Here is a 16,583-nt window from a genome sequence, read left to right on the forward strand (position 1 = left end):
CGCCCCCGCGTTCGGGCCGGTCAGTATGGAGCGGTATCATCCCCCGGACGACACGGTATCTTGAGAGTGTGAGCCGCATTCGCGGCGCGGTGACCCTGACATATCTCGGCCTCTGGTCCGAGCGTGTGACGCGTGCCTTCTGGCCGCTGTGGTCGGTGGCGCTTGTGGCGCTTGCCCTCCTGATGCTCGGTATGCAGGATCTCCTGCCGCTCGAGGCGGTCTGGGCGCTGATCGTGTTTTTTGCGCTGGGCGGGCTGCTGACGCTGGGCCTTGGCCTGCGCCGGTTCCGCCGGCCGCGCCGCGACGAGGCGCTCGACCGGCTCGATGCGACGCTGCGGGGACGGCCGCTGCAAACCCTGCGTGACAATCAGGCGATCGGCGGCAGTGATGCCGCCTCGGTCGCGGTCTGGCAGGCGCATCAGGATCGCATGGCCGCGCGCGCCGCCGAGGCGCGCGCCGTGTCGCCGGATCTGCGGGTGTCGCGGCGCGATCCCTTTGCCCTGCGCTACGTGGCGGTTCTGGCGCTGGCGGTGGCGCTGCTCTTCGGCTCGTTCTGGAAGGTCTCTTCGGTCACCGGCGTCACCGCCGGCGGCCAGGCGCTGGCCTCTGGCCCGACCTGGGAAGGCTGGGTCGAGCCGCCGGCCTATACCGGCCTGCCGTCGCTCTACCTTGCCGATCAGACCGGCGGCACGCTGGAGGTGGCCGAGGGCAGTCGCATCACCCTGCGGTTTTACGGCGAGGTCGGTGCGCTGACGGCGCGCGAGACGGTCTCGGGCCGCACTGCCGAGGTGGAAAGCGTGGCCGAGGCCTCGCAGAGCTTTGAGGTGCGCCAGCCCGGGGCGCTGGTGATCGACGGCCCGGGCGGCCGTGACTGGCAGATCGCGCTCGCCGCAGACACCGCCCCGCAGGTGCGCGTGATCGACGAGATCACCACCGCCGCGCGCGGCGAGATGTCCTTGCCCTTCGAGGCCGAGGACGATTACGGCATCCGCTCCGGCGAGGCCACCATCCGGCTCGATCTGGCCGAGGTCGACCGCCGCCATGGCCTGGCCGTCGAGCCCGAGCCGCGCGCGGCGATCAGGGTGCCATTGCCGCTGCCGATTTCCGGCTCGCGGGCGGCGTTCAACGAGACTCTGATCGAGGATTTCTCGCAACATCCCTGGGCCAACCTGCCGGTCACCATCGAGCTGCGGGTCATCGACGACCGCGACCAGACCAGCGCGCCAGAGACCCTGGCCACGCCGCTGCCCGGCCGCCGGTTTTTCGATCCTTTCGCCGCCGCCATCATCGACCAGCGCCGGGCGCTCTTGTGGTCGCGCGGCAATGCCGGCGACGCGGCAATGATCCTGCGTGCCATCACCCACCGTCCCGAAGGTCTTTTCCGGTCGGCCGTGCCCTACCTGCGGATGCGTACCATCCAGCGCCGGCTCGAGAGCTTTGCCGCCACCGGCATGACCGGTGCGCAACGTGACGAACTGGCCGCCGCGATGTGGGATCTGGCGGTGCTGCTCGAGGATGGCGACCTGTCGGATGCGCTCGAACGGCTGCGCCGGGCGCAGGAGCGGTTGTCGGAGGCGATGAAGAACGGCGCCTCGGATCAGGAGATCGCCGAGCTGATGCAGGAGCTGCGCGAGGCGACGCAGGATTACATGCGGCAATTGGCCCAGCAGCAGCGCGAGAACGGGGAACAGCCCGAAACGGCGCAGACCCCGGAAAACATGATGGAGATGACGCAAGACGATCTTCAGGCCATGATGGACCGGATCCAGGAGCTGATGGAACAGGGGCGGATGGCCGAGGCCGAACAGGCGCTGGCCGAATTGCAGCAGATGCTCGAAAACATGCAGGTCACCCAGGGCCAGCAGGGTCAGGGCCAGCAGTCGCCCGGCCAACAGGCAATGGACGGGCTGGCCGAGACCCTGCGCGATCAGCAGGGGCTGTCGGACCAGGCGTTCCGCGACCTTCAGGAACAGTTCAACCCCAATGCCCAGCAAGGCCAGAACCAGGGCAACCAGGGTCGGGATGGCCAGCAGGGCCAGGGCGAGCAGCACCAGCAGGGCGAAGGCCAGGGCCAGGGTCAGCAGCAGGGTGAACAGGGTCAAGGCGGGCTCGAAGGCGAGCTGGCCGACCGGCAGGAGGCGCTGCGGCGCGAGGTCGAACGCCAGCGTGGCGCGCTGCCCGGTCAGGGCACTGAGGCCGGCCGCCGGGCACAGCAATCGCTCGAGGATGCCGAACGCGCCATGGAGGGCGCCGAACAGGCGCTGCGCGCGGATGATCTGGCCGAGGCAATCGACCGCCAGGCCGAAGCGATGGACGCGCTGCGCGAGGGCATGCGCAACCTCGGCGAAGCGCTGGCCGAGGAACAGCGGGAACAGGGCGGCCAGGGCGACACCGCCGGCGCCCGCGAGGGCGAGCGGCGTGATCCGCTGGGCCGCGACGCCGGCAATTCCGGCACCATCAGCAGCGGCGAAGAGTTGTTGAACGGCGAAGACGTCTATCGCCGCGCCCGTGAGCTTCTGGATGAAATCCGCCGCCGCTCGGGCGAGGGCGCCCGGCCGGAAATCGAACGCGACTATCTGGAACGGTTGCTCGACCGGTTCTGATGGCGGGCGAGGCCGGGATCAGCCCGGGGTTTGTGCCGCCTCCGACGACATGCCGTCGAGCCAGTGCAGCGCCGCCAGCACCTGCGCATCGAGCCAGCCCCGCAGCCCGTTGACCCAGATCACATAGCTCTCGAGCGCTGGCGCGAGTCCCGGGGCCGTCTCGGCGATCTGCGGCGAATAGGCATAGATCAGCGCCGCAATCGCCACCAGAAGCAACACCCAGGTAAAGCCACGGCGGAAGTGGCTGCGTGCGGTGCGCTCGGGCTCGGCGGCGATCTCTTCGCTGGCCTCGCTTTTGCGCGGCTGATCGGTGGAACGCAGGGTCGAGTTGATCTCTTCGATATCGGGAAGCAGTTCGCGCCGCGAGCCGCTGGCGGCGGCGGCCGCCGCCGCGGTGGCGCTGGGCGTCGGCTCCGGCGCTTTCGGATCCTTGCCGCGCAGGCGCGCCATGCGCTCGCGCGATTGTCGCGCGCGCTGCGCCTGCTCGTCTTCGGTGCGGCGCATGTCGTCAAGCCCGAGATCGGGCTGGCTCTCGACCGCGCCGCGCTCGGCCTCGCGCACCCGGCTCTCGCGCTCGGCCTCTTCGCGTAGCACGCTGGCGACTTCCGGGTCCAGCTGGCGCTGGGGCGCGGCGGGCTGCGGCGGTGTGGAGGGCGCTGGCTCCGGCGCGGCGGCTGACGCGTCTTCCGGGCCCGGGCGTGCCGACTGCCGGGCGGGGTCAAAATCTTCGTGCTCCGGGGCGCCGGCGGCGGGCTGAAACCAGGTCTTGCCGCAGGCCGAACATTGCACGTCCCGGCCCTCGGGCGGAACCACATCATCCGGAACCTCATACTGCGCGTCGCAATTCGGGCACGTCAGCCGCATCTTTCCCACCTGTCGCTCTTTCGGGGGCTACCCCTGCCTCAGCTTGGATCATATGTCCACCGATCGGCAAGGAAAAGCGCAATGCCGCCAAGGGCGCGGATTGCAAGTGGGGCAGGGCTGTTGCATTACGGGCCGGACTTGACGACGAACCTTATTTTACAGGGCGGGGCGCATACGTGATCGAGCTTGATGAAGTGGCCTACAGCTATGGCGGCGGCGAACTGCTGACCGACCTGTCGCTCAGGCTGGCGCCGGGGTCGTTCCACTTCCTCACCGGCCCCTCCGGCGCCGGCAAGACCACCTTTCTCAAGCTCTGTTACGGCGCGCTGGTGCCGACCGGCGGGCAGGTGCGGCTTTTCAATCAGGACGTGCGCGAGCTCGACCGGGACGGCATCGCCTATGCCCGCCGCAGGATCGGCGTGGTGCATCAGGATTGCCAGTTCCTCGATCACCTGCCGGTGGCCGAGAACATCTCCTTGCCGCTGGCGGTCTCGGGACAGGACAGGCTGGCGGCGCAGGCCAACCTCAAGGAGCTGATGTCCTGGGTCGGCCTGGCGCATCGCGCCCAGGCCCTGCCGCCCGAGCTGTCGGGCGGCGAGCGGCAGCGTGCCGCGCTGGCCCGGGCGCTGATCCTGTCGCCCGACGTGATCCTTGCGGATGAGCCCACCGGAAACGTCGACTGGGAAATGTCGCAGCGGCTGCTGAAATTGCTCGTCGAACTCAACAAGATGGGCAAGACGGTCATGATTGCCACCCATGATCTCAGTCTGATCCGCGCCGCCAAGCACCACGTGCAGGCCCGCGTTTTGCGGATCTCCGGGCGCAAGCTGCAACTGGCGGGGGCGGACCTGTGAAGATCAACCTCGCCGCCGTGACCGACATGCTGTCCTTTGATGCCGGCGCCGACCGGGTGGTGCCGCCCACCGGCTTCACCGCCCGGCTGACCGTCTTTACCGCCGGGGCCATGGCCTTTCTCGCGGTGTTTGCGCTGGCGCTGTCGCTGGCGTCCGGGCGGCTGGCCGCGAACTGGCGTGACGCACTGGCCGGCAGCGCCACGCTGCGGATCTCGGCACCCGCCGCGCAGATGGCCGCGCAGACCGAGCGCGCGCTCACGATCCTGTCTGAGACCCCCGGCGTGGCCGAGGCCCGCGCGCTGGAGCCGGACGAACAGCGCGCCCTGCTGGAGCCCTGGTTCGGCCCGGACCTGCCGGTCGAGAGCCTGCCGGTGCCGCAGTTGATCGAGGTGCGCGAGACCGCCTCGGGCTATGACGGCGACGGGCTGCGGCTCAGGCTACAGGCCGAGCTGCCCGGCGCGGTGCTGGACGATCATACCCGCTGGCGCAAACCGCTGGTCAGCGCGGCAGGACGGCTCAAGTTGCTGGGCTGGCTGGCGATCGTGCTGATCTTTGGCACCATGGGCGCGATGATCACCCTGGCGGCCAATGCGGCGCTGGCGGCCAATGCCCAGGTGATTCAGGTGCTGCGCCTTGTGGGCGCCACCGACACCTATATCGCCCGCGCCTTCGTGCGCCGCTTTACCCTGCGCGCCGCCACCGGCGCAGGCGCCGGCGTCCTTGCCGGGCTGCTGGCGGTGGTTTTGCTGCCCGGCGCCGGCTCCGAGGCCGGCGTGCTTACCGGGCTGCGCTTTCAGGGGGGGCATTGGCTCTTGCCGTTGCTGGTGCCGCTCCTCGCGGCGGTGGTGGCCTTTGCCGCCACCCGCTATGCGGCGATGCGCGTGCTTGGGGGACTTCGCTGATGCAATATGCGCGGTCGCTGCTGTTCAATTTCCAGATGTACCTGATGCTCGGCCTCATGGGGATCGCCTTTTTTCCGCTGGCGCTGGCCAGCCGCGACGGCGCGCAATGGGCCTGCAAGACCTATTGCCGCTGGGTCCGCTGGACCGCCGGCTGGATGGTCGGGCTGAAAACCGAGGTGCGCGGCGCGGTGCCGCAGGGCGAAGTTCTGGTCGCGGCGAAGCACCAGTCGTTTCTCGACATCATCATCATCTTCTCCGCCTTGCCGGCGGCCAAGTTCATCATGAAGCGCGAGCTGCTCTGGGCACCGGTCCTCGGGCAATATGCCGCCCGCATCGGCTGTGTTCCGGTTGCCCGCGGCAAGCGCGGGGCCGCGATCAAGAAGATGGTGGCCGACGTCGCCGCCGGCATGGCCAACCCCGGCCAGCTGGTGATCTATCCGCAGGGCACCCGCGTCGCGCCGAACCGCTATCTGCCCTACAAGGTGGGCTCGCATGTGCTCTACGCCGAGCTGGGCCAGCCCTGTGTGCCGGCGGCGACCAATGTCGGTGTCTTCTGGCCGCGCCACGGCGTTTTGCGCAAACCCGGCCTCGCGGTGGTGGAGTTCCTCGAGCCGATTGCGCCGGGGCAGTCGCGCGCGAGCTTTCTGAACACGCTGGAAGAAGTGGTCGAGCGGCGCTCGCAGGAGCTGATGCTCGAGGCGGGGTTCGCGGATCTGCCGGAGGAAAACCGGCACCTGACCCGGCTCTGAGCGATCCGGTCGGCCCGGCAGTCGAAATTCCGTCACCGGAAAAATGTGCGAAAATCCCTGAGAATTTCTGGCAGGGCCGGTGGCGGGACTGGGCCCGCCACCGGCGCGGTCTCACATGTGGATCGCGCCGTCGCCACAGGCCAGCGCGGCTTCGCGCACCGCTTCCGAGAAGGTCGGATGGGCATGGCAGGTCAGCGCCACATCCTCGGCCGAGGCGCCGAATTCCATTGCCACGCAGATCTCGTGGATCAGATCGCCGGCCGCCGGGCCGATGATGTGGCAGCCGAGCACCCGGTCGGTTTCCTTGTCGGCCAGCAGCTTGACGAAACCGTCGCCGGCGAACACCGCCTTGGCGCGGCCGTTGCCCATGAAGGAGAACTTGCCGACCTTGTAGGCGCGGCCTTCTTCCTTGAGCTGTTCCTCGGTCTTGCCGACGCTGGCGACCTCGGGATGGGTGTAGATCACGCCCGGAATGACCCCGTAGTTCACGTGGCCATGTTTGCCGGCGATGACTTCGGCCGTTGCCATGCCTTCGTCCTCGGCCTTGTGCGCCAGCATCGGGCCTTCGATGGCGTCGCCGATGGCATAGATGCCCTTGACGCTGGTCTGCCAGTCGTCACCCACCTTGATCTGGCCGCCCTTGGTGGTCTCGATGCCGAGATCGGAGAGGCCGAGGCCGTCGGTAAAGGGCCGCCGACCGGTGGCGCAGAGCACCACATCGGCCTCGGCCGTGGCCTCGCTGTCATCCTTGCGCAGCTTGTAGTTGACCTTGGCCTTGGTCTTGGTGGCCTCGACGCTCGAGACCGCGGCGCCGAGCGTGAATTTCAGCCCCTGCTTCTCGAGCAGCTTCTTGAACTGCTTCTGCACGTCGGAATCCATGCCGGGGGTGATGTGATCGAGGAATTCGATCACCTCGACCTCGGACCCGAGCCGGGCATAGACCGACCCCATCTCGAGCCCGATGACACCGGCGCCGATGACGATCATCTTTTTCGGCACCTTGCCCAGGGCCAGCGCGCCTTCCGAGGTGACCACGACCTTTTCGTCGACGGTGACATCGGCGCCGGGCACCGGCGAAGGCTCGGAGCCCGAGGCGATGATGATGTTTTTCGCCTCGTGCACCTCGTCGCCGACCTTGACCTTGCCGGCCTCGGGGATCGAGCCCCAGCCCTTGAGCCAGTCGATCTTGTTCTTCTTGAACAGGAATTCGACGCCCTTGGTGTTCTGGCCGATGACGTCGTCCTTGTAGGCCTGCATCTGCTTCCAGTCGACCGAGGGGCTTTTCCCCTTGAGGCCCATCCTGGCAAAGTTGTGCTCGGCCTCGTGCAGCTGATGGGTGGCGTGCAGCAACGCCTTGGAGGGGATGCAGCCGATGTTGAGGCAGGTGCCGCCGAGCGTCTCGCGGCCCTCGACGCAGGCGGTCTTGAGACCCAGTTGCGCGCAGCGGATGGCGGCAACATAGCCGCCGGGGCCTGCGCCGATGACGATGACATCATAACTTGCCATGGTGTGTCCTTTCTTGGTCGGGCAATTCGGGGGCGCTGCCCCCGGACCCCCGGGATATTTGCGGCCAGAAGAAGATGCGGGTTGGGCTCATAGCAAGGCTGCCACGAGCAGGGTGAGGATGGCGACAAGGCCCAGTGCCCAGAACAGGCTGCGCCAGGGCACCCAGCCGAAGGCATAGGCCGGGATGTAGAGCAGCCGGGCGACAAGGTAGAGGCCCGAGGCCGCGGCGGTGACCCCGCTGGCCCTGTCGGCGAAGGTCACCACCAGGGTGGCGATGGCGAAGAGGATCAGGCTCTCGAAGTGGTTGTTCATCGCCCGGTAGAGCCGCGCGGTGCGCAGGCTCACCTGATCCTCGAGCGCGCCACCCAGACGGGGGCGGTCACGCGGGGAGAGGGTCTTGCCCGGGCCGAGCTCGAGATTGGCCGGGACCGCCATCAGCGCGATCTGGCCGATTTGCAGCAGAGCTGCGAGGGTGAGGGCGGTGAGTTCGGGGGTCACGGACACAACGCGCCCCGGGCCTGACCCGGGGCCTCCTGGGGGCGGGCAGGCGAGAGGCCTCGGAGCAGGTCCGAGGCGAGAGGGGCCTGGGGGGCCGGGGCGGCGGGTGCGATCCTCATAGCGTATCCAGGATGTGGCAGGCCGCGTCCCGGACGCCGTCTGTCTCGGACCGGGCCCTGGCGCGCGGACCATCGATGAAGTCGCGGGCCTTGTCCAGGTCGTTGACCTCGAAGAGGCAGAACACCCGGGATGGCGTGTCGTGTTCCTGCCAGATTTGCAGAAGCGAGAGGCCGGCGTCGCGCTGTGCCTCGGTGTCGGCATCGAAATGCTCTTTCCAGCTGGCAAAATCGTTCACGTCGTAGCGGCAAAGCAATTGCATCTTGTGCCTCCTCGTTTCCCTCCCCGGGCCGCCGCGTAAGGGGGGCGGCCCCCTCCCGGTTGCGGTTCCCGCGGGCGTGCCGGGCGGACGCCCGGCCGACGGCCCGGCGCCGGGTTACAAATCCATCAGCAGACGCCGCGGGTCTTCCAGCGCTTCCTTGACGCGGACGAGGAAGGTGACCGCGCCTTTGCCGTCGACGATGCGGTGATCGTAGCTCAGTGCCAGGTACATCATCGGGCGGATCTTGATCTCGCCGTTCACCACCATCGGCCGGTCCTGGATCTTGTGCATGCCGAGGATGCCCGATTGCGGCGGGTTGAGGATCGGCGAGGACATCAGCGAGCCATAGACGCCACCGTTGGAGATGGTGAAGGTGCCGCCCTGCATCTCGGCCATCGACAGCTTGCCGTCGCGGGCGCGTTTGCCCTTTTCGCCGATCGCCTTTTCGATTTCGGCAAAGGACATCTGGTCGGCGTCGCGGATCACCGGCACGACGAGGCCCTGCGGCGTGCCGGCCGCGATGCCCATGTGCACGAAGTTCTTGTAGACGATGTCGGTGCCGTCGATCTCGGCGTTGACCTCGGGCACCTCTTTCAACGCATGGCAGCAGGCCTTGGTGAAGAAGGACATGAAGCCGAGCTTCACATCGTGTTTCTTCAGGAACAGATCCTTGTATTCGTTGCGCAGCGCCATGACCTCGGTCATGTCGACCTCGTTGTAGGTGGTCAGGATGGCGGCGGTGTTCTGCGCGTCCTTGAGGCGGCGGGCGATGGTCTGGCGCAACCGGGTCATCTTGACCCGCTCCTCGCGCGCGGCATCCTCGGCCGCCACCGGCGCACGGGGCGCGGCCGCGGGGGCCGATGCCGAAGCGGCGGCGGAAGTGGCGGCCACCGCCTTGGCGACGTCTTCCTTCATCACCCGGCCGTCGCGGCCCGAGCCCTGCACCTGATCGCGCGAGAGGCCTTTTTCGGCCATCGCCTTCTTGGCCGAGGGGGCATCCTCGACGTCGTTCTCGTCCCGCCCGGCGGGGGGCGTGGTGTACTGGCTGCCGCCGGCCGGATGCCCGGCATCGTCAGCGGACGCCGCGGCGCCGCCTTCGGACGAGATCACCGCCAGCTTGGCCGAGGCCTCGACGGTGTCGCCTTCCTTGGCGGTGATTTCCGCCAGAACGCCGGTCGCCGGGGCGGGCACTTCGACGCTGACCTTGTCGGTTTCCAGCTCGCAGAGCATCTCGTCCTGGGCCACCGGATCGCCGACCTTCTTGAACCAAGTCGAGACCGTCGCCTCGGTCACGCTTTCGCCGAGGGTGGGGACCATGACATCGACGCTGCCGCCGCCGCTGGCGGCTCCGTCGGCCGCGCCGGAGGTCTCTTCCTCGGTCTTGGCTTCGGCTGGGCGCTCCTTGGGTTCGGTGGCACCGGCTTCGCCGCTCTCGGCGATATTGGCAAGCAGGGCGTCGACGCCCACGGTCTCGCCTTCTTGCGCCACAATGTCGGACAGTTTGCCGGCGGCGGGCGAGGGCACCTCGACCGTCACCTTGTCGGTTTCCAACTCGCAGAGCATCTCGTCCACCGCGACACTGTCGCCCGGTTTCTTGAACCAGGTCGCCACGGTGGCCTCGGTCACGGATTCACCCAGCGTGGGCACGCGTACTTCGGTCGGCATATCAGTCGTTTCCTTCAATCGTCAGCGCCTGGTCGACCAGCGCCTGTTGTTGAGCTTTGTGTTGCGAGGCGAGGCCCGTGGCCGGCGAGGCGCTGGCGGCGCGGCCGACATAGACCGGGCGGCTGTGGGTGGCGTTGATCCGGTTGAGCACCCATTCGAGGTTGGGTTCCATGAAGGTCCAGGCGCCCTGGTTCTTGGGCTCTTCCTGGCACCAGATCATCTGCGCGTCCTTGAACCGCTCCAGCTCCTTCACCGCCGAGATCGCCGGGAAGGGATAGAATTGTTCGAAGCGCATCAGGTAGATGTCGTCGAGACCGCGCTTGTCGCGTTCCTCGAGCAGGTCGTAATAGACCTTGCCCGAGCACATGACGACGCGGCGGATCTTGCTGTCGTCGACCAGTTTGGTTTCGGAATTGCCCTTCTCGGCATCGTCCCAGAGGACGCGGTGGAAGGAGGAGCCGGTGGTGAATTCCTCGGCCTCGGAGACCGCCACCTTGTGCCGCAGCAGCGATTTCGGCGTCATCAGGATCAGCGGCTTGCGGAAGGTCCGGTGCATCTGGCGGCGCAGAATGTGGAAGTAGTTGGCCGGCGTGGTGCAATTGGCCACGATCCAGTTGTCCTGGCCGCACATTTGCAGGAAGCGCTCGAGCCGGGCCGAGGAGTGCTCGGGGCCCTGGCCTTCGTAGCCATGCGGCAGCAGGCAGACCAGGCCCGACATCCGCAGCCACTTCGATTCCCCCGACGAGACGAACTGATCGAACATGATCTGCGCGCCGTTCGAGAAGTCGCCGAACTGCGCCTCCCACATCACCAGCGCGTTGGGTTCGGCCAGCGAATAGCCGTATTCGAAGCCGCTGACCGCATATTCGGACAAGGCGCTGTCGATCACGTCGTAGCGCGCCTGGCCCTCGCGGACGTGGTTGAGCGGGTAGTACCGCTCTTCGGTGTCCTGGTTGATCAGGGCGGAGTGGCGCTGCGAAAAGGTGCCGCGGGCGCTGTCCTGGCCGGACAGGCGCACCGGATAGCCTTCGGTGAGCAGCGAGCCGAAGGCCAGCGCCTCGGCGGTGGCCCAGTCAAAGCCCTTGCCGGTCTCGAACATCTTCTGCTTGGCTTCGAGCAGCCGGCCCACCGTGCGGTGCAGCGGGAAGCCTTCGGGCGCCCGGACGAGCGCGGCTCCGACCTCTTCCATGGTCTCGGGTTTGATCGCGGTTTCGCCGCGTTGGTAATCGTCGTCGCTCTGCCGGTCGAGATGCGACCACTTGCCATCGAGCCAGTCGGCCTTGTTGGGCTTGTAATCCTTGCCGGCCTCGAACTCTTCGTTCAGCCTGGCCTGGAAGGCGGCTTTCATGTCCTCGATCTCGCCCTCGGGGATCAGCCCGTCCTTGACCAGCCGCTCGGTATAGAGCGAGAGCGTCGTCTTGTGGCCCTTGATCTTCTTGTACATCAAGGGGTTGGTGAACATCGGCTCGTCGCCTTCGTTGTGACCGAAGCGGCGGTAGCAGAAGATGTCGATCACCACGTCCTTGTGGAACTTCTGGCGGAACTCGGTGGCCACCTTGGCGGCGTGCACCACCGCCTCGGGGTCGTCGCCATTGACGTGAAAGATCGGCGCCTCGACCACCAGCGCGTTGTCGGTGGGGTAGGGCGAGGAACGCGAAAAGTGCGGCGCGGTGGTAAAGCCGATCTGGTTGTTCACCACGACGTGGATGGTGCCGCCGGTCTTGTGACCGCGCAGGCCCGACAGCGCGAAACATTCCGCCACCACGCCCTGGCCGGCAAAGGCTGCATCGCCGTGCAGCAGCACCGGGATCACCGTGGAATGTTCGGCGTCGTTGCGCTGATCCTGCTTGGCGCGGGCCTTGCCCAGAACCACCGGGTTCACCGCCTCGAGGTGGCTGGGGTTGGCGGTCAGCGACAGGTGCACCTTGTTGCCGTCGAACTCGCGGTCCGAGGAGGCGCCGAGGTGGTATTTCACGTCGCCGGAACCGTCCACGTCCTCGGGCTTGAAACTGCCGCCCTGAAACTCGTTGAAGATCGCCTTGTAGGGTTTGTTCATCACGTTGGCGAGCACAGAGAGCCGGCCGCGGTGCGGCATGCCGATGACGATCTCTTCGACCCCCAGCGCGCCGCCGCGCTTGATGATCTGCTCCATCGCCGGGATCAGGCTTTCGCCACCATCAAGGCCGAAGCGCTTGGTGCCCATGTATTTGACGTGCAAGAACTTCTCGAAACCCTCGGCCTCGACCATCTTGTTGAGGATGGCTTTCCGGCCTTCGCGGGAAAACTTCACTTCCTTGCCGTAGCCCTCGATGCGCTCTTTCAGCCAGGCGCTCTGTTCAGGGTCGGAGATATGCATGTATTGCAGCGCGAAGGTGCCGCAATAGGTCCGCTTCACGATCTCGACGATCTGCCGCAACGAGGCGATCTGAAGCCCCAGAACATTGTCGATGAAGATCGGCCGGTCCATGTCGGCGGCGGTGAAGCCATAGGTCTTGGGGTCGAGCTCGGGGTGCGGGCTGTCCTGGCGCAGGCCCAGCGGATCGAGATCGGCGGCCAGGTGGCCGCGAATACGGTAAGCCCGGATCAACATCAGCGCCCGGATACTGTCGAGCACGGCGCGCTGGATCTGGTCGTCGGTCAGTTCGACCCCGCGGCTCTTGGCGCTGTCGGCGATCTTCTTGCCGGCGGCGCGGCTCTCGGCCGGGGGCGGGGCGGGCCATTCGCCGGTCAGCGCGGCGGTGACGTCGTCACCGGGCTGCGGCGGCCAGTCGGCGCGCGCCCAGGAGGGACCTTTCGCCTCGTTCTTGACGTCCCGATCATCGTCGCCCAGCTGCCGGAAAAATTCCTGCCAGGCCTCGTCGACCGAGGCCGGATCGTCGGCGTAGCGGGCGTATATCTGTTCCAGATATTCCGCATTGTGGCCTTGCATGAAGCTCGAGGCCTTGAAGATGTCGTTGGGGCTTTGGTCGGTCATCTTTGCACCTTTGGCGGACGTGAACCGGTTGTCTTTAGTCGGTAGGGCGGGGGTGACCCCGCCTTACCATAGGATTGTTTTCAGCCTCTGACAGGGGTCAGCCCTTGTCGATGGCCTCCTTGACGGCCTCGCCCAGCGTCGCCGGGCTGTCGGCCACCACGATGCCGGCGCTGCGCATCGCTTCGATCTTGTCGTCGGCGCCGCCCTTGCCACCGGCGACGATGGCGCCGGCGTGGCCCATGCGACGGCCCGGAGGCGCGGTGCGTCCGGCGATGAAGCCCGCGGTCGGTTTCCAACGGCCCTTCTTCTTTTCGGAGGCGAGGAATTCCGCCGCTTCCTCTTCGGCCGAGCCGCCGATCTCGCCGATCATGATGATCGAGGTGGTCTCGTCATCGGCGAGGAACATCTCCAGCACGTCGATGTGTTCGGTGCCCTTGATCGGGTCGCCGCCGATGCCCACGGCCGAGGATTGGCCCAGGCCCATGTCGGTGGTCTGCTTGACCGCCTCATAGGTCAGCGTGCCCGAGCGCGAGACCACGCCGACCGAGCCGCGCTTGTGGATATGGCCGGGCATGATGCCGATCTTGCAGGCGTCGGGCGTGATGACGCCGGGGCAGTTCGGGCCGATCAGCCGGCTCTTGCTGCCTTCGAGCGCGCGCTGCACCTTCATCATGTCGAGCACCGGGATGCCTTCGGTGATGCAGACAATCAGCTCCATCTCGGCGTCGATCGCCTCGAGGATCGAGTCGGCGGCGAAGGGCGGCGGCACATAGATGACAGAGGCATTGGCCTCGGTCTTGGCCCGGGCTTCATGCACCGAGTTGAAGACCGGCAGGTCAAGGTGGGTCTGACCGCCTTTGCCAGGGGTGACGCCGCCGACCATCTTGGTGCCGTATGCGATGGCCTGTTCGGTGTGAAAGGTGCCCTGCGAGCCGGTGAGGCCCTGACAGATCACCTTGGTGTTTTCATCTACGAGGACTGCCATTGAAAGGAGTCTCCTTGTCGTTTCCGTAGGGTGGGTCTGCGACCCACCGTGATCCGCGAGGGTGGGTTACAAACCCACCCTACGATTACCCTTTGACCGCTTTCACGATCTTCTGGGCGCCATCCTTGAGGTCGTCGGCGGCAATCACGTCAACATCCGAGTTGTTGATGATCTCCTTGCCCTTCTCGACGTTGGTGCCTTCGAGACGCACCACCAGCGGCACCTTCAGGCCCACTTCCTTGACCGCGGCGATCACGCCCTCGGCAATGACGTCGCAACGCATGATGCCGCCGAAGATGTTGACCAGGATGCCCTTCACGTTCGGATCGCTGGTGATGATCTTGAACGCCTCGGTCACCTTTTCCTTGGTGGCGCCACCGCCCACGTCGAGGAAGTTGGCCGGCTCGGCGCCGTAGAGCTTGATGATGTCCATCGTCGCCATGGCCAGGCCCGCGCCGTTGACCATGCAGCCGATCTCGCCGTCGAGCGCGATGTAGTTGAGGTCGTATTTCGAGGCCTGAAGCTCCTTGGCATCTTCCTCGGTCTCGTCGCGCAGCTCGGAGATGTCGGGCTGGCGGTACATGGCGTTGCCGTCAAAGCCGACCTTGGCGTCGAGCACCTTGAGCTCGTTGCCGGGCATGACGATCAGCGGGTTGATTTCCAGCATCTCCATGTCCTTCTCGATGAAGGCCTTGTAGAGAATGCCCATCAACTTGACGCATTGCTTGACGGCCGCGCCCTCGAGGCCCAGCGAAAAGGCGACGCGGCGGCCGTGATAGGGCTGATAGCCGGTGGCGGGATCGACGCTGAACGACAGGATCTTCTCCGGCGTGCTGGCGGCCACCTCTTCGATGTCCATGCCGCCCTCGGTCGAGCAGACAAAGGACACGCGGCTGGTCTGGCGATCGACCAGCAGCGCGAGATAGAGTTCGCGGTCGATGTCGGAACCGTCTTCGATGTAGATGCGGTTGACCTGCTTGCCGGCCGGGCCGGTCTGGTGGGTGACCAGGGTCTTGCCCAGCATCTTCTTGGCCTCTTCGGCGGCTTCTTCGACCGACTTGGCCAGCCGCACGCCGCCCTTTTCGCCGGCGCTCTCTTCCTTGAAGGAGCCCTTGCCGCGGCCACCGGCGTGAATCTGGGCCTTGACGACCCAGAGCGGCCCGTCCATCTCGCCAGCCTTGGTCTTGGCCTCGTCCGCCTTCAGAACGACGCGGCCATCGGATACCGGCGCGCCGTAGGAGCGAAGCAGTGCCTTCGCCTGATACTCATGAATGTTCATGGATCAACTGTCCCGTCTTGCTGCAATTGCATTGTGCCATTGCATATTAAAAACAGGTTCCTAAACGTAAAACTGTCGCGTCAACGGTGTTAGCGCCGAAAACCCGACATTTGTGATCACACGATTTCAGCGTGTGATCACAAACTCTGCGGCCGACCGGGCCTCTCTGCCGACTGCCGCGAATCACCTGCCATGCAGGGCGCCGCGGCACCCCGGCGGCGATGCAAATCCTGCAACCGCCTTGGACGCGCGCCATCCCGGAAACGCCGAAACGAAAACGGGCGCCCCCGCAGGGACGCCCTTGATCATTTCGGCTGTCCGGGCCCAGGGCCGGACGGCTCAGGCCAGGGTGCTGTCGATGCCCTTGCAGGCTTCGACCAGGCCTTTCACGGCCTTGACCGAAGCGTCGAACATCTCTTGCTCCTGCTTGTTGAGCTTGATGTTGACGATGCGCTCGACGCCGCCGGCGCCGATCACGGTGGGCACGCCCACATACATGCCGTTCAGGCCGAATTCGCCGTCGCAATAGGCCGCGCAGGGCAGGACGCGCTTCTGGTCTTTCAGATAGGCTTCGGCCATTTCGATGGCGCTGGTGGCCGGGGCATAGAAGGCCGAGCCGGTTTTCAGCAGGCCGACGATCTCGGCGCCGCCGTCACGGGTACGCTGGACGATGGCGTCCAGTTTCTCTTGCGTGGTCCAGCCCATGTCTACCAGATCGGGGAGCGGGATGCCGGCGACGGTGGAATAGCGCACCGAAGGCACCATGGTGTCGCCGTGGCCGCCCAGAACGAAAGCGGTGACATCTTTCATCGAGACGTCGAATTCCGAGGCGAGGAAGTGACGGAAACGCGCCGAATCAAGCACGCCGGCCATGCCGCAGACCTTCTCGGCGGGCAGGCCGGAGAATTGTTGCAGCGCCCAGACCATGGCGTCGAGCGGGTTGGTGATGCAGATGACAAAGGCGTCGGGAGCGTTGTCGCGGATGCCTTCGCCGACCGATTTCATCACCTTGAGGTTGATGCCAAGCAGGTCGTCGCGGCTCATGCCGGGCTTGCGCGGCACGCCGGCGGTGACGATGCAGACATCGGCGCCGGCGATGTCGGCGTAATCCTGGGTGCCTTTGAGCCGGGCGTCGAAGCCCTCGGAGGGACCGGATTCCGCAATGTCGAGCGCTTTGCCCTCGGGGGTGCCTTCGGCAATGTCGAACAGGACAACGTCGCCCAGTTCCTTGAGCGCGACGAGGTGGGCGAGCGTGCCGCCGATCTGTCCTGCGCCGATCAGGGCAATCTTGGGTCTGGCCATGGGAATTTCTCCGGTCGGTGTTG

General features: G+C 66.4%; 13 protein-coding genes. 4 read left to right on the top strand and 9 right to left on the bottom strand.

All coding sequences use genetic code 11. From position 1 onward, the window contains the following. Nucleotides 1-68 precede the first annotated feature (68 nt). Nucleotides 69-2,603 carry a TIGR02302 family protein gene (locus BMW90_RS09550; RefSeq protein WP_244526473.1) on the top strand — a complete coding sequence of 845 codons (2,535 nt, stop codon included), beginning with the start codon at nt 69-71 and terminating at the stop codon, nt 2,601-2,603. 18 nt (nt 2,604-2,621) lie between these two features. Here BMW90_RS09550 and BMW90_RS09555 read toward each other — a convergent pair whose 3' ends face one another. Further along, nucleotides 2,622-3,467, bottom strand: a complete 846-nt coding sequence (locus BMW90_RS09555; protein WP_074836317.1) for a zinc-ribbon domain-containing protein — start codon at nt 3,465-3,467, stop codon at nt 2,622-2,624. A gap of 176 nt (nt 3,468-3,643) precedes the next feature. On the opposite strand from BMW90_RS09555, the gene BMW90_RS09560 reads away from it, so the two are divergent. From BMW90_RS09560 to BMW90_RS09570, 3 genes are read left to right on the top strand one after another with little or no spacing between them, the layout of a single operon-like run. After that, nucleotides 3,644-4,321, top strand: a complete 678-nt coding sequence (locus BMW90_RS09560) for a cell division ATP-binding protein FtsE (protein WP_048532711.1) — start codon at nt 3,644-3,646, stop codon at nt 4,319-4,321. 26 nt (nt 4,322-4,347) lie between these two features. Then, nucleotides 4,348-5,223, top strand: a complete 876-nt coding sequence (locus BMW90_RS09565) for a cell division protein FtsX (protein WP_048533921.1) — start codon at nt 4,348-4,350, stop codon at nt 5,221-5,223. Beyond that, nucleotides 5,223-5,972 (top strand): lysophospholipid acyltransferase family protein, encoded by a 750-nt coding sequence (locus tag BMW90_RS09570; RefSeq protein ID WP_074836319.1) that lies wholly within the window; start codon nt 5,223-5,225, stop codon nt 5,970-5,972. Before BMW90_RS09565 ends, BMW90_RS09570 begins: the two co-directional genes overlap by 1 nt. Nucleotides 5,973-6,083: 111 nt before the next feature. Here the strand turns inward: BMW90_RS09570 and lpdA are convergent, their stop codons facing one another. The 8 genes from lpdA to mdh all read right to left on the bottom strand — a co-directional run bounded on the left by lpdA (nt 6,084) and on the right by mdh (nt 16,560). Then, nucleotides 6,084-7,478, bottom strand: coding sequence for a dihydrolipoyl dehydrogenase (gene lpdA, locus BMW90_RS09575; RefSeq protein WP_074836321.1), 1,395 nt, complete (start codon nt 7,476-7,478; stop codon nt 6,084-6,086). An 87-nt stretch (nt 7,479-7,565) separates the two neighbouring features. Then, the gene (locus tag BMW90_RS09580; protein ID WP_074836323.1) at nt 7,566-7,976 is read right to left on the bottom strand and encodes an MAPEG family protein; all 411 of its coding nucleotides are present in this window, start codon (nt 7,974-7,976) and stop codon (nt 7,566-7,568) included. Between the two features lie 115 nt (nt 7,977-8,091). Continuing rightward, nucleotides 8,092-8,355 carry a hypothetical protein gene (locus BMW90_RS09585; RefSeq protein WP_074836324.1) on the bottom strand — a complete coding sequence of 88 codons (264 nt, stop codon included), beginning with the start codon at nt 8,353-8,355 and terminating at the stop codon, nt 8,092-8,094. Nucleotides 8,356-8,469: 114 nt separating this feature from the next. Then, the gene (gene odhB / locus BMW90_RS09590) at nt 8,470-10,020 is read right to left on the bottom strand and encodes a 2-oxoglutarate dehydrogenase complex dihydrolipoyllysine-residue succinyltransferase (protein WP_074836325.1); all 1,551 of its coding nucleotides are present in this window, start codon (nt 10,018-10,020) and stop codon (nt 8,470-8,472) included. A 1-nt stretch (nt 10,021) separates the two neighbouring features. Then, on the bottom strand, nt 10,022-12,994 hold the full coding sequence (locus tag BMW90_RS09595) for a 2-oxoglutarate dehydrogenase E1 component (protein ID WP_048532704.1): 2,973 nt from the start codon (nt 12,992-12,994) through the stop codon (nt 10,022-10,024). A gap of 97 nt (nt 12,995-13,091) precedes the next feature. Then, entirely contained in the window at nt 13,092-13,979 is an 888-nt protein-coding gene (gene sucD, locus BMW90_RS09600; protein WP_074836327.1) for a succinate--CoA ligase subunit alpha, read from the bottom strand. Between the two features lie 85 nt (nt 13,980-14,064). Then, a complete protein-coding gene (gene sucC, locus BMW90_RS09605; RefSeq protein ID WP_048532700.1) occupies nt 14,065-15,258 on the bottom strand; it encodes an ADP-forming succinate--CoA ligase subunit beta in 1,194 nt (397 codons plus the stop codon). A gap of 339 nt (nt 15,259-15,597) precedes the next feature. Then, the gene (gene mdh / locus BMW90_RS09610) at nt 15,598-16,560 is read right to left on the bottom strand and encodes a malate dehydrogenase (RefSeq protein WP_048532699.1); all 963 of its coding nucleotides are present in this window, start codon (nt 16,558-16,560) and stop codon (nt 15,598-15,600) included. Nucleotides 16,561-16,583: the final 23 nt, after the last annotated feature.

Origin of the sequence: Marinovum algicola (assembly GCF_900109145.1) — a bacterium.
Lineage (GTDB): Bacteria > Pseudomonadota > Alphaproteobacteria > Rhodobacterales > Rhodobacteraceae > Marinovum > Marinovum algicola.

Coding starts and splice junctions, on each gene's coding strand:
- BMW90_RS09595 (WP_048532704.1), bottom strand. CDS start 12,994: ATGACCGACCAAAGCCCCAACGACATCTTCAAGGCCTCGAGCTTCATG.
- mdh (WP_048532699.1), bottom strand. CDS start 16,560: ATGGCCAGACCCAAGATTGCCCTGATCGGCGCAGGACAGATCGGCGGC.
- odhB (WP_074836325.1), bottom strand. CDS start 10,020: ATGCCGACCGAAGTACGCGTGCCCACGCTGGGTGAATCCGTGACCGAG.
- BMW90_RS09570 (WP_074836319.1), top strand. CDS start 5,223: ATGCAATATGCGCGGTCGCTGCTGTTCAATTTCCAGATGTACCTGATG.
- lpdA (WP_074836321.1), bottom strand. CDS start 7,478: ATGGCAAGTTATGATGTCATCGTCATCGGCGCAGGCCCCGGCGGCTAT.
- BMW90_RS09555 (WP_074836317.1), bottom strand. CDS start 3,467: ATGCGGCTGACGTGCCCGAATTGCGACGCGCAGTATGAGGTTCCGGAT.
- sucC (WP_048532700.1), bottom strand. CDS start 15,258: ATGAACATTCATGAGTATCAGGCGAAGGCACTGCTTCGCTCCTACGGC.
- BMW90_RS09585 (WP_074836324.1), bottom strand. CDS start 8,355: ATGCAATTGCTTTGCCGCTACGACGTGAACGATTTTGCCAGCTGGAAA.
- BMW90_RS09565 (WP_048533921.1), top strand. CDS start 4,348: ATGCTGTCCTTTGATGCCGGCGCCGACCGGGTGGTGCCGCCCACCGGC.
- sucD (WP_074836327.1), bottom strand. CDS start 13,979: ATGGCAGTCCTCGTAGATGAAAACACCAAGGTGATCTGTCAGGGCCTC.